Origin of the sequence: Xanthomonas sontii (assembly GCF_040529055.1) — a bacterium.
Taxonomy (GTDB): Bacteria; Pseudomonadota; Gammaproteobacteria; order Xanthomonadales; family Xanthomonadaceae; genus Xanthomonas_A; species Xanthomonas_A sontii.
Genome location: NZ_CP132342.1, coordinates 878,749 through 891,384, shown reverse-complemented (window position 1 = coordinate 891,384; position 12,636 = coordinate 878,749). Strand labels below are relative to the sequence as shown.

The window sequence follows — 12,636 nt, the reverse complement described above, 5'->3', positions numbered from 1 at the left end:
ACAACAGCAGAAGCAAAGCTTTCGCCCTTGCGGGCGAGTTACTTTTCTTTGCTCGCGCAAAGAAAAGGTAACCAAAAGAAAGCGCGCCCTGCCTCGCGCCCTCCGCGCTGCGCGCTCCGGGTCCGCGTCCAGCCCGGGGATCCGCGGAAGGGGCTTGGCTGCTTCGCAGCCAAGTCCGGGGCAGTCGCCTCACGGCGCCAGCCCGCCCGCCGGGGCGAAGCAGTGCTTCGCCTTTTTCCGGCGAGCCCTGCCCTGCCGCGGACGGCGTACATCCATGTACGCCGCCCTTCGGGTGTTTCCCCGCGATGGCCGCCGCTTCGGAAGGGAACCCGGTAAATCAAAAGCCAGGGCAACAGCCAAAGCCAAAGCCAAGCAACAGCTAATGCCAAGCAACAGCCAAAGCAACAGCAACAGCAACGGCAACGGCAACGGCAACGGCAACGGTTTCGATGCTGCACGCCTTGCGTAGGAGCGGTTCAGCCGCAACAAGCGACGCCGGACAACGAGGACATCGATCACCTCTCCGGCTCGTTCACCAACTACCTAGACGCCGCAACACACCTTCAGCTCGTCCAAGCACAGCCAGATGGCGCAGCGCGCCGTTACGCCAGCGCCGCGTCGATCGCCGCGCGCAGGCGCGGATCCTCGGCGGTAACGTCCGGAGCGAAGCGCGCGCGGACCTGGCCGTCCCGGCCGACCAGGAACTTCTCGAAATTCCACAGCACGCCCGGCGCCGGATTCGGCTCGATGCCGTAGCCGGCAAGCTTCTCGCGCATCGGGCCCTCGCCCTCGGTCTGCGGCTGCGCGGCGATCAGCGCGCGGTACAGCGGATGGGTGTCCTCGCCGGTGACCGCGATCTTGGCGAACATCGGGAAGGTCACGTCGTAGGTGAGCTGGCAGAACTGCTGGATCTCCGCCTCGCTGCCCGGCTCCTGGCCCTTGAAGTCGTTGGCCGGGAAACCGAGCACTTCCAGGCCGGCGGCCTGCTTCTCGCGGTACAGCGCTTCCAGGCCCGCGTACTGCGCGGTGAGGCCGCACTTGGAGGCGACGTTGACGATCAGCAACACCTTGCCCTCGAACGCGGCGAGGGTGGCCGGCTGGCCATCGATGCGGGTCAGCGGAATGGCGGTCAGCGACTCGGACATGGGGCATTACCTCGATCGAAAGGGAGCGCCAGCATAGTCGCTGCCGGCGCAGCATGCGCAGTGCCGTGACCGCGTGACTCAGCGCACCGACAGCTAGCCTGTGCAGGCTCGTAACACCCGCTTTTGCTGCGGATCATGTGATCCCACAGGAGCGGCTTCAGCCGCGACGGCCGTGTCCACAACACCTGCTCGCGACTGCCGCAGAAGGAACAAGAGCCGCCGCTACACATGTGCCTCTCGTCGTGATCGGCAGCGCGCGTATCGGCCAGCGGGCGAGCAGGCGAGCGGCCTGGAGACGACAGCGCATCCGCGATGTCGAATCGCATCGACACTGCAGGCAAGACCAGGACACCCGCATGCTGCGCCATCTGTACAGCGCACGCGTACGAAGCGGCCGCGCTGGCCCGTTCAGGTCGCGTCGCTGCATCCAACATGGCGCGTGCTGGTCGCACGCCATCTCGCGTCGACGTAACCGCCACAGCGCCCTGCCATCCCAACTCGCCGCACCGCCGCCGCGGGCACCGCAAGCCCTCACTCCCGGTCGTCGCCTGCCGCCTCGTCCGCTTCGGCATCCTCCAGCGGCAGCGATAGTTCCAGCAGCGGCGCGGCCTGCGCGTCGGCCAGAGTCTCGACACCGCGCAGGCGGCGTTCGATGGTGCGGGTCTTGCGGCTGGCCTCGCCCAGGCTCTTGCCGACGGTGCTGATCTGCTTCTCGGCCTTTTCCAGGATGCCGGCGAACTTGCCGAACTCGCTCTTCACCGCCGCCAGCACACCCCACACCTCGCTGGAGCGTTTCTCGATGGCCAGGGTACGGAAGCCCATCTGCAGGCTGTTGAGCAGGGCGGTGATCGTGGTCGGCCCGGCGACGACGATGCGGTGCTCGCGCTGCAGCAGGTCGGCCAGGCCGGGGCGGCGCAGGGTCTCGGCGTACAGGCCCTCGGTGGGCAGGAACATCACCGCGAAGTCGGTGGTGTGCGGCGGGGCGATGTACTTGTCGCCGATCGACTTGGCTTGCACCCGGATCGCGCGCTCCAGCTGCGCGCCGGTCGCCTGCACCAGCTCCGGATCGCCCTGCTCCTGCGCGTCGAGCAGGCGCTCGTAGTCTTCGCGCGGGAACTTGGCGTCGATCGGCAGCCACACTGGCGTGTCCTCGTGGCCGCGGCCGGGCAGGCGCACCGCGAAATCGACCATCTCGTTGCGCTCCGGGCGCACCCGCACGCCGCGCGCGTACTGCTCTTGGGTCAGGGTCTGCTCGAGGATGTTCTCCAGCTGCACCTCGCCCCAGCCGCCGCGGTTCTTGACGTTGCTCAGCACGCGCTTGAGGTCGCCGACGCCGGTGGCCAGCTGCTGCATCTCGCCCAGGCCGCGCTGGACCTGCTCGAGCCGCTCGGAGACCAGCTTGAACGAGGCATCCAGGCGCGTGTTGAGGGTGGTCTGCAGCTTCTCGTCGACGGTGCCGCGCATCTGCTCGAGCTTGGCCGCGTTGTCGGCCTGCAGTTCCTTCAGCCGCTCCTCCAGGGTGCCGCGCATCTCGCCCATCCGCTGCTCGTTGCGCTGGACCAGATCGCCCAGGCGCTGGCCGAGCGTGTCGGCGAAGCGCTGCTGCGCGTCCGCGCCTTCCTGGCGGCCCTTGCGCGCGTCCTCGAGCAAGGCCTCGCGCAACGCGCCCAACTGCGCGTCGATGCGCGCGATCAGCTCGGCCTGCTGCTGGCCGAACTGGGCCATGCGCGCGTCCTGCTGCTGGCCGAAGGCGTCGAGCTGGCCGCGGATTTCGACCAGGCGCTGGCTCAGCAGCTCGGCCATGCGCTGTTGCGCGGCGCCGGCCTCGGCCCTGCCGCGCCGCGCGTCCTCGGTCAGCGCCTCGCGCAGCAGGTCCAGGCGCTGGTCGGTGCGGGTGGACAGATCCGCCAGGTGGCGGGCGAAGCCTTCGCTGCGTGCGTCCTGCTGCCGCGCCAGGCTGTCGAGCTGCTCACGCAGTTCGCCGCGACCGCTGCGTTGCTCCTCGCGCAGGGCCGCCTCCAGCGCGGCGTGGTTGCCCCGCCGCAGCAACACGGCCAGCAACAGGGCGATGACGGCACACAACAGGCCGGCGAGGATCAGGAAATGGGCATCGTTCTGCATGCGGCCAGTGTAGCCGGCCGCGTCTCAATCGCTGCGCCACGCGCCGGCAGGCGGACCAGACCGGATATACCTTGGTATCGCCGTCATGGCCTCATGCAGGCTGGTGCACGCCTGGGCCGCATGCCAAGCTTTGCGCCACCCGCTCCTGGCCCGGCCAGTGGGCGGTACCGCGGCATCCGACCGCGCCAGACCATCGCGCTCCGCGCGATCCGTTCCCCTGATACCGGAGGCGAGCATGGACCCCGATCCGCATCGACGCGGCATCAGCGCCGCATTCCCCCGCCGTTCCCCTCGCCTGGTCGCTGCCCGGCGCTGAGCCGGAAGACGCACGCCGCGCACACGCTGCGACGTCCTCCGGCCACGCGCCGCAAGGAGGTCGTCATGTTCCTGTTCTCGCTGTTCTCCCGCCGGTTCCGCCTGCAGCGCGGCCTGCAGCGCGCACTGCGCGCCGCGGTCGCCATGCGCCGTACCGAGGCGCTGCGCCATCTGCTCGCCGCCCACGGCGCCCGCGCCTTCGCCCTGGCCCTGTCCGCGCAGTCGCCGCGGGTGATGGCCGATGCGCTGTCGCTGCTGTCCGTCGCCGACCGCATCCGGGTCCGCGCGCGCTTGCCGCATGCGGCGCAGCGGCGCCTGCACGACGCCGGGGCGAACGCCCCGGCCGCGCACTGGCTGCATGCCGCGCTGGCGTGGTGGCCCGGGGTGCGCTGAGCCGCATCTGTCCGTCGCCACGATGCGCGCTGCCATCTCGCCGCGGCATCATCGGCCCCCGTCCCCGCCCACTACCTTCCCCGGAGCCGCCATGCTCGCTCCCCTCACCTACCGGAACGCGCCCTGATGGAAGCACTGCGTCTGTTCAATCTCGGCTCGCTGCTCGACACCCTGGTGAGCCTCACCGCCGCCTTCGTGCTCGGCGCGATCATCGGCTTCGAACGCCAGGTGCGCCAGCGCACCGCCGGGCTGCGCACCAACACCCTGGTCGCGGTCGGCGCGGCGATCTTCGTCTCGCTCGGCGACCGCCTGTTCGAGATCCACGGCGGCACCCAGGGCGCGGTGCAGGTGGTGGCCTACGTGGTCTCGGGCATCGGCTTCCTCGGCGCCGGCGCGATCATGAAGGAAGGCGCCAACGTCACCGGGCTCAACACCGCGGCGACGTTGTGGGGGTCGGGCGCGGTCGGCGCCTGCGCCGGTGCCGGGCTGGTCGCCGAGGCGGTGCTGGCGGCCATGTTCGTGCTGCTCAGCAATACCCTGCTGCGGCCGATGGTGAACCGGATCAACCGGCATCCGCTGAAGGAGTCCTCGCTGGAAGCCACCTACATGTTCTATGCGATCTGCGCGCGCGAGGTGCACGGCGAGGTGCGCGAGCGGCTGATCGAACTGCTGGAGGAGGCGCACTACCCGGCGCGCGAGGTCGAGCAGCATCCGTTCGGGCAGAAGGACGTGGAGATCGCCGCCACCCTGTATGCCACCGCGGTGCGTGCCGAGGAACTGGATGCGGTGGTGCAGCGCCTGGAGGGCGAACCGGGTGTACAACAGGCGTTCTGGAACGCCGGCGCCGAAGCCTGAGCCAGCCATGCCCATCCCCGTCACCCCCACGCCACACCGCCGATGATCGCTTGGTTCAAGCCGCTGCCGCCGCACCGCCGCCTGCTCGGCCTCGCCGCGCTGGGCCTGGCGCTGGGTGCGATCTTCGTCGCCGACACGGTCACCGACTATGCGGTGGCGGCGGCGCTGTTCTACACCGTGGCGATCCTCGGCGCGGTGCGCTTGCTGGCGCCGGCCGGGCTGGGCGTGCTGGCGGGCATCTGCGTGGTGCTGGTCGTGCTCAGCTTCCATCTCACCCACGCCGGCGCCTACCACGTCGGCGTGATCAACTCGGCGATCAGCATCGTGGTGGTGGCGGTCACCGCCTCCATCGCGGTGCGCATGGAGCGCGCCAAGGCCGCCGCGCACGCGGCGCAGGCGCAGTTGCTGCGGCTGGCGCGGGTGCGCAGCCTGGGCAGCCTGACCGCGTCGATCGCGCACGAGGTCAACCAGCCGCTGGCGGCCATCGTCACCAGCGGCAACGCCTGCCAGCGCTGGCTCGACCAGCAGCCGCCGAACCTGGACAAGGCGCGCGCGGCGCTGGCGCGCATCCTCGCCGACGCCGAGCGTGCCGGCGAGGTGATCGCGCGGGTGCGCAGCCTGACCCGGGGCGAGGCGCCGCAGCAGCGCGCCTTCGACCTCAACGCCGCGGTGGCCGAGGTACTGGCGCTGTCGCAGGGCGAACTGGAACGCAGCGCGGTCAGCGTGCACACCGAACTGTCGGCGCTGCTGCCGCCGGTGTCGGCCGACCCGGTGCAGATCCAGCAGGTGATCGGCAACCTGCTGCTCAACGCGATCGAGGCGATGGCCGCCACGCCGCCGGCGCAGCGTGCGCTGCGCATCGTCACCGAGCGCGAGGACGCGCGTTCGGTGCGGCTGAGCGTGGCCGACAGCGGCGAAGGCCTGTCCGCGCAGGCACAGGCGCATCTGTTCGATGCGTTCTGGACCACCAAGCAGGGCGGCATCGGCATCGGCCTGAGCATCAGCCGCAGCATCGTCGAGGCCGGCGGCGGGCGCATCTGGGCCGAACCCGGGCGGCCGCGCGGCGCGGTGTTCTGCGTGTGCCTGCCCACCGCCGGTGGAGCCACGCCATGAATGACGCGACCGTACGCCCGGTGGTGTACCTGATCGACGACGACGCCTCGATCCGCGCCGCGCTGGAAGACCTGTTCGCCTCGGTGGACCTTCAGGTGCACGCCTTCGCCTCGACCCGCGACTTCCTGGCGCATCCGCGCGCCGACGCGCCGAGCTGCCTGGTGCTGGACATCCGCATGCCCGGGCAGAGCGGCATGGATTTCCACCGCAACATGCACGAGGCCGGGCTGGCGCTGCCGACCATCTTCATCACCGGCCACGGCGACATCCCTATGAGCGTGGAAGCGATGAAGAACGGCGCGATCGAGTTCCTGACCAAGCCGTTCCGCGACCAGGACCTGCTCGACGCGATCGGCCAGGGCATCGCCCGCGACCGCGCGCGCCGCGCCGCCGATGCGGCGCAGGCGGAACTGCAGGCGCGCTGGGCGCGGCTCAGCGCCGGCGAACGCGAGGTGGTGGAGCTGGTGGTGCAGGGCCTGTTGAACAAGCAGGTGGCGGCGCGGCTGCAGCTCAGCGAGATCACGGTGAAGGTGCGCCGCGGCAATGCGATGCGCAAGCTGGAGGTCGGTTCGCTGGCCGAGCTGGTGCGGCTGGCGGAGCGGCTGGGGCGGTAGGTCGGTTGCGAGAACCCACGATTGCCGGGCGCGGCGGAACAGGTCCTGACGCACCGGTATTCCGTAGAAGCGGCTTCAGCCGCGACGGGCTTTCCCGATGACGTCCGTCGCGGCTGACGCCGCTGCTACGAGACAGAGAGCGAGCGGTCTCCGCTCGATAAGGCCGGACTTGCGCTTCGCATCGACCTCCACAAGCGCCGTGCCATACCGCGCCGCAGGCATAGCTTTGCTGCACCGCATTCGGCGACACTGCCGGGCTTGTCACTTCCGCACCCCGAGGCCCGCATGTCGTTCCTGTTCCGGCGCAAGTCGCTCGACCTGGTCACCGTCCACGAGGCCGGCCGCCGGCTGGTGCCCTCGCTGAGCTGGCCGCATCTGGTGGCGCTGGGCATCGGCGCGATCGTCGGCACCGGCATCTACACCTTGATCGGCGTCGGCGCGCAGCTGGCCGGGCCGGCGGTGCTGGTGTCGTTCGCGGTGGCCGGGGCGATCTGCGCCTGCGCCGCGCTGGCCTATGCGGAGATGGCGACGATGATGCCGGCCGCCGGCAGCGCCTACACCTACAGTTACGTCGCGCTGGGCGAAGCGATCGCCTGGGTGGTGGGCTGGAGCCTGATCCTGGAGTACTCGCTGGTGGTCAGCACGGTGGCGGTGGGCTGGTCCGGCTACTTCGTCGGCTTCCTGCACTGGGCCAGTGCGCAGACCGGCATGGACCTGAACCTGCCGGCGGCGCTGACCGCGGGGCCGCATGCCGGCGGCATCGTCAACCTGCCGGCGGTGCTGATCACCTTCGCCGTGGCCGGCCTGCTGATGGCCGGCACCAAGGAGAGCGCCACGCTCAACGCGGTGCTGGTGGTGCTGAAGCTGATCGCCCTGGGCATCTTCGTGGCGGTGGCGCTGCCGGCGTTCCAGAGCGCCAATCTGCACCCGTTCATGCCCTACGGTTTCCCCAAGACGGTCGGCGCCGACGGCGTCGCGCACGGGGTCATGGCGGCGGCGGCGATCATCTTCTTCGCCTTCTACGGCTTCGATGCGATCTCCACCGCCGCCGAGGAAACCAAGAACCCCAAGCGCGACCTGGCGATCGGCATCGTCGGCTCGATGATCGGCTGCACCCTGATCTACATCCTGGTGGCGCTGGCCGCGGTCGGCGCGATGCGCTACGACGTGTTCGGCGCCAGCGCCGAGCCGCTGGCGCTGATCCTGCGCGAACTCGGCCACGGCAAGGCGGCGGCGGCGATCGGCGTGGTCGCGGTGATCGCGCTGCCCACCGTGCTGCTGGCGTTCCTGTACGGACAGAGCCGGATCTTCTTCGTGATGTCGCGCGACGGCCTGCTGCCGCGCGGGCTGTCCAAGGTCAACGCGCGTACCGGCACGCCAGTGGCGACCACGCTGTTCACCGCGGTGCTGGTGGCGGCGCTGGCCGGCGTGGCGAGGCTGGACGAGATCGCCGCGCTGGCCAATGCCGGCACCCTGGCCGCCTTCATCGCCGTGGCCGCGTGCATGCTGGTCCTGCGCCGCCGCGAACCCGGCCGCGCCCGCACCTTCCGCACGCCACTGGCATGGGTGGTCGGGCCGCTGGCGATCGGTGGCTGCCTGTACCTGTTCTGGAGCCTGCCGCATACCACGCAGATCTGGTTCGGGCTGTGGAACGCGCTGGGCGTGCTCGCCTACCTGCTGTACGGCCGCCGCAACAGCCTGCTGCAGCGCGCGCCGCAGACGCCGCGATGAGCCCGGCGTTCCAGGCAGCGCTGGCACGGCACATCGGCAACGCCTACGCCCGGCAGTTGGCGCTGGCGGACGTGCTGGACGGACGCGACTGGCGCGTGGACCTGGGCGCGGGCCAGGTGTACTTCGGCGAGGACCTGCAGTTCCCGATTCAATTGCTGGGCACCGCCGCAGAAGCCAGCGCCAGCTGGCTGTGGGCCTGGGCCAACACCGCCAGCAACCTGCCACCGGCCCTGCTGGCCGATGCCAATGCGCTACGTGCGCACGGCGAGCGCGAGGGCATCGCCGAACTGGCCGCGCCGTCTTCGGCGCTGGGCGAGGACGGCGGCCACCAGATCGCCCTGCTCGCCGGTGCCCTGCGCGGGCGCTGCTACTACCGCGCGCCGTACGACGGCGGCGCGCTGTTCTTCCTGCTCGAGGACGTACCGGCCGCGGTCTTCGCGCCGTGCGACGACGCCCGCGTGCTGCGCCTGCTCGGCGAATTGCCGATGCAGTTCGAACTCGACCACCGGGCCATGACCGACGGCTTCCTGGCCGATCAGGGCTATGCCCTGCAGCGCGACGCCGCGCAGACCGTGGCGACGCGCGGCAACACCCGCATCGTCCTGGCATTCGATGCGCAGGCGCGGCTGACCGGCATTCAGGGCCAGCTGGCCCCGGCGCAGGCCGCGGCGGTCACGCCGAAGCCGGCACCGGCCTGGCAGTTCTGGAAGCGCAAGCGCTGAGCGCGGGGGCGGCGTGTCGCACCTGCGCGCCGCCGTGCCCGACGCTTACCACCAACGCACGCCTTCGAACGGGTTCCAGCTGACGCTGCCCTTGCGCTGGTCCAGGTAGTAGGCGTAGTTGGCGGCCATGCCGACCAGCAGCGAGTAGGCGATGCCCAGGCCGCGGCCGATCGCCTCGGGGAGGAACGCCGCGACCACAGCCAGCGCCAGCCAGATGCCGATCAGCCCCAGCGCCTTGCGCCACATGCCGAGGATGAAGAAGTAGATGAAGCCGAAGAACAGGGCGAAGAAGTTCATGTTGATCTTCAACCGTTCCATGAACGGCAGTGCCTTGAACGCGGCCTTGTACTCGGGCGTGGACGGGGCACCGTAACGGTCGAAGAAGTCGAAGCGGAACTGCCACTTCGGGCTGAGCGGCGCACGTTGCGGGAGATTGGGGGTTTCCATGGCGTTAGAATCCGTGTTGTAAACGTTTTCAGTCTACCTGAACGGGGCAGCGCGCGCCAAATGGGCGCGGCTCCCGCACCAGTTTGGTGCGGTCCCTGGGGGGTTGGGATTGGGGATTCGGGATTGGTCGCAGCGGGCGCGCGCCGACGTCAGGCCTGGCTTGGGGACAGGCTTCCCTGCCAGCATTGCGGCAGCCGACAGTCGTCGCGTCGGGACTGAAGTCCCTCCCACAGGGCTTGCCTGCGCGTGCACGTGGCGCATCCGCTGGCGACATACGCACGTGTGGGAGCGGCTTCAGCCGCGACACGCGGGGCAGCCTCGCGGGGTCCTGCGGTAACCACCGGTCACCGCGTCGGGACTGAAGTCCCTCCCACAAGGCTTGCCTGCACGTGGCGCATCCGCTGGCGACATACCCACGCGTGGGAGCGGCTTCAGCCGCGACGCACGGGGCAGCCGCCTCGCGGGGTCCTGCGGTAACTACCGGTCATCGCGTCGGGACTGAAGTCCCCCCCACAAGGCTTGCCTGCGCGTGGCGCATCCGCTGGCGACATACCCACATGTGGGAGCGGCTTCAGCCGCGACGCGCGGGGCAGCCGCCTCGCGGGGCCCTGCGGTAACCACCGGTCATCGGGTCCGGACTGAAATCCCTCCCACAAGGCATGCCTGCACGTGGCGCATCCGCTGGCGACATGCCCACATGTGGGAGCGGCTTCAGCCGCGACGCGCGGGGCAACGGCCTCGCGGGGCCCTGCGGCAATCACCAGTCACCGCGTCGGGACTGAAGTCCCTCCCACACGGGATTCCCAACGCCGCGGCTGCAGCGCGCCGCCCAAGCCGAGCGCCGCTATTGCGCCCGGGAGCCGCCGAGGCGCTGGCCCAGGGCGATCGCCGCGGCCACGTTGCGCGCGGCCTGGCGCAGGGCGTCGGCGGCGTCGGCCAGCGCGGCCTCGCGCGTGGACACGCGTTGCACCGCGCCGAACAGCGCGTCGATCCCCTGCGCCTGCAGATCCGCCGCGCCCTCGCCCAGGCCGCCGGCGATGGCCAGCACCGGCACACCGTGGCGTCGGGCGATGCGGGCGAGGCCGACCGGCACCTTGCCCTGCGCGCTCTGCCCGTCCAGGCGGCCTTCGCCGGTGACCAGCAGATCGGCGCCGGCCAGGTGCGCTTCCAGCCCCAGCGCCTGCGCGACGATCTCCACGCCCGGGCGCAGCCGCGCGCCGAGGAAGGCGAGCAGGGCCGCGCCGATGCCGCCGCCCGCGCCGGCGCCGGGCAGTTGCGCCACCGCCACGCCCAAGGTGCGTTCGATCGCCTCGGCGTAGTGCTGCAACCCGGCATCGAGCTGCGCGACCATCGCCGGCGTGGCGCCTTTCTGCGGCCCGAACACCGCCGAGGCGCCGCTCGGCCCGATCAGCGGGTTGTCGACATCGCAGGCGACCTCAATGGTGCAGTCGCGCAGTCGCGGGTCCAGGCCGTCCGGTTCGATGCGCGCCAGCGCGCCCAGCGCCGCGCCGCCGGCGGCCAGGTCGCGGCCGTGCGCGTCCAGCAGGCGCACGCCCAGGGCCTGCGCCATGCCGGCGCCGCCGTCGTTGCTGGCGCTGCCGCCGATGCCGATCAGCAGCCGGCGCGCGCCGGCATCCAGCGCGGCCAGGATCAGTTCGCCGACGCCGCGGGTGCCGGTCAGGCATGGATCGCGCTGTTGCGGCGGCACCAGCATCAGCCCGCTGGCCGCGGCCATCTCGATCAGGGCGGTGCCGCCGTCCTCGCTCAGGCCGAACTGCGCGGCGACCGGCGCGCCCAGCGGCCCGGTCACCGTGCAGGCGACCCGGCGCCCACCGCCAGCGGCGACCAGCGCGTCCACCGTGCCCTCGCCGCCGTCGGCGAACGGCAGCAGCACGTACTGCGCCTCCGGGAACACGCTGCGGAAGCCGGCCGCAATCTGCGCGGCCGCCTCCGCCGCGGACAGGCTTTCCTTGAACGCGTCCGGGGCGATGACGATCTTCATGCAGCGAGTGCGGCGACCGACCACACCCTCGCACCGGGCGAGGCGGGCTGCTTCATGCGTGCGTTCGAGAGAACCATCGGCCGATCTTAGTCGCGGCCGGCGCGATGGCGCACTCCGCACGCTCAGGCGGGCGCCAGGTGCCGCATCACCTGCAGTTCGGCGATGGCCGCGGCATAGGGCGCGAAGCGGGCATCGCCGCTGGCGAAGGCCTCGGCAGCCGCCTGCGCGCTGGCCAGGTCGCGCCAATATGCGATGTCGACGAACTGGTCGTCGCCATCCAGCGGCGCATACGCACGGTAATCGAGCAGGCCGGGAAAATCGGCGAGCACCGCGCGCAGCTGCTGGCGCAGCGCCGGCATGCGCTCGCGCGCAGCGGGCTTGACGGTGAACACGGCCAGTTCGAGGACGCAGTTGGGGTGGGACATGCGGGCATTCCGGAGTGAAGGAGCCGGCAGTCTGCGGCGGCCCTGCTGACACCGGGGTGTCAGTGCCCGCGCTGCGCCCAGGCTGCGCGTTGGTGCTGGAGATACGCGTCCAGCGCCACGTGTGCCGGGACCGGAAGCGGCGCCGCGCAGGCCTGCACCGCCTCGATCCGATCCAGGCGGAAATCGCGATACGCGGCGCGCAACCCGCACCAGCCGCCCAGCGTCCAGTGCTGTCCCCAGTGGAACAGCCCCAGCGGCAGCACCGCGCGCTCGCTGGTTTCGCCCTGCAGGCTGCGATAGCGCAGGCGCACGCTCCGGCGCTGCGCGATGGCGGCGTGCAGCGCCTGCCAGCACGGCAAGGCCACCGGCTCGGCGCGCAACGCACGCGCCACCCGCGGCGTGGGCGCCGGCGCGGGCATGGCGGCCTGCAGCTTGTGCAACAAGGCGCGCGCGGCCGGCTGCAGATGACCGCCGCCGCTGCAGGCGAGCATCTCAACCGCCAGGTGCAAGGCCTCGACCTCCTCGCGCGACAGCGCCAGCGGCGGCAACGCGAACTGCGGATCCAGGCGATAGCCGACGCCCGCCTCGCCGTAGACCGGAATGCCGCCGAGCGAGAGATCGTCGAGGTAGCGGTAGATGCTGCGCACCGACAGGCCCAGCTCGGCGGCGAGCACGGCGGCCGTCACCGGCTGGCGCACCCGGATCAGGTTGACCAGCTGGAACAGACGCTCGGCCTTGCGCATGCGCGGTGCG

The 12,636-nt window shown here is 71.0% G+C and carries 13 protein-coding genes; 7 read left to right on the top strand and 6 right to left on the bottom strand.

All coding sequences use genetic code 11. The features are described from left to right. Positions 1-274: 274 nt before the first annotated feature. Positions 275-469, top strand: coding sequence for a hypothetical protein (locus RAB70_RS03840; protein ID WP_148827358.1), 195 nt, complete (start codon positions 275-277; stop codon positions 467-469). Between the two features lie 133 nt (positions 470-602). Here the strand turns inward: RAB70_RS03840 and RAB70_RS03835 are convergent, their stop codons facing one another. Then, complete coding sequence (locus RAB70_RS03835) at positions 603-1,145, bottom strand: glutathione peroxidase (protein WP_148827361.1); 543 nt, start codon at positions 1,143-1,145, stop codon at positions 603-605. Positions 1,146-1,676: 531 nt separating this feature from the next. Next, on the bottom strand, positions 1,677-3,266 hold the full coding sequence (rmuC, locus tag RAB70_RS03830; protein ID WP_148827363.1) for a DNA recombination protein RmuC: 1,590 nt from the start codon (positions 3,264-3,266) through the stop codon (positions 1,677-1,679). Between the two features lie 381 nt (positions 3,267-3,647). Between rmuC and RAB70_RS03825 the strand changes: the two genes are divergently transcribed. From RAB70_RS03825 to RAB70_RS03800, 6 genes are all read left to right on the top strand, one after another. Beyond that, positions 3,648-3,974: a hypothetical protein gene (locus tag RAB70_RS03825; protein WP_148827365.1), complete on the top strand. Its 327-nt coding sequence runs from the start codon at positions 3,648-3,650 to the stop codon at positions 3,972-3,974. A 126-nt stretch (positions 3,975-4,100) separates the two neighbouring features. Continuing rightward, entirely contained in the window at positions 4,101-4,829 is a 729-nt protein-coding gene (locus RAB70_RS03820; protein WP_148827367.1) for an MgtC/SapB family protein, read from the top strand. Positions 4,830-4,871: 42 nt separating this feature from the next. Next, the gene (locus RAB70_RS03815; RefSeq protein WP_148827369.1) at positions 4,872-5,942 is read left to right on the top strand and encodes a sensor histidine kinase; all 1,071 of its coding nucleotides are present in this window, start codon (positions 4,872-4,874) and stop codon (positions 5,940-5,942) included. After that, positions 5,939-6,556 carry a response regulator transcription factor gene (locus tag RAB70_RS03810; protein WP_148827371.1) on the top strand — a complete coding sequence of 206 codons (618 nt, stop codon included), beginning with the start codon at positions 5,939-5,941 and terminating at the stop codon, positions 6,554-6,556. Before RAB70_RS03815 ends, RAB70_RS03810 begins: the two co-directional genes overlap by 4 nt. Before the next feature lie 285 nt (positions 6,557-6,841). Beyond that, a complete protein-coding gene (locus RAB70_RS03805) occupies positions 6,842-8,287 on the top strand; it encodes an amino acid permease (protein WP_148827373.1) in 1,446 nt (481 codons plus the stop codon). Then, entirely contained in the window at positions 8,284-9,009 is a 726-nt protein-coding gene (locus RAB70_RS03800; protein WP_148827374.1) for a DUF6882 domain-containing protein, read from the top strand. The genes RAB70_RS03805 and RAB70_RS03800 overlap by 4 nt, the downstream gene beginning before the upstream one ends. Positions 9,010-9,054: 45 nt before the next feature. Here RAB70_RS03800 and RAB70_RS03795 read toward each other — a convergent pair whose 3' ends face one another. The 4 genes from RAB70_RS03795 to RAB70_RS03780 all read right to left on the bottom strand — a co-directional run bounded on the left by RAB70_RS03795 (position 9,055) and on the right by RAB70_RS03780 (position 12,626). Continuing rightward, on the bottom strand, positions 9,055-9,456 hold the full coding sequence (locus tag RAB70_RS03795) for a DUF2628 domain-containing protein (protein WP_148827376.1): 402 nt from the start codon (positions 9,454-9,456) through the stop codon (positions 9,055-9,057). 844 nt (positions 9,457-10,300) lie between these two features. Beyond that, positions 10,301-11,458 (bottom strand): glycerate kinase, encoded by a 1,158-nt coding sequence (locus RAB70_RS03790; protein ID WP_148827378.1) that lies wholly within the window; start codon positions 11,456-11,458, stop codon positions 10,301-10,303. Between the two features lie 122 nt (positions 11,459-11,580). Beyond that, entirely contained in the window at positions 11,581-11,883 is a 303-nt protein-coding gene (locus tag RAB70_RS03785) for an antibiotic biosynthesis monooxygenase (RefSeq protein WP_017917639.1), read from the bottom strand. Positions 11,884-11,942: 59 nt separating this feature from the next. Beyond that, complete coding sequence (locus tag RAB70_RS03780; RefSeq protein WP_148827379.1) at positions 11,943-12,626, bottom strand: YafY family protein; 684 nt, start codon at positions 12,624-12,626, stop codon at positions 11,943-11,945. Positions 12,627-12,636: the final 10 nt, after the last annotated feature.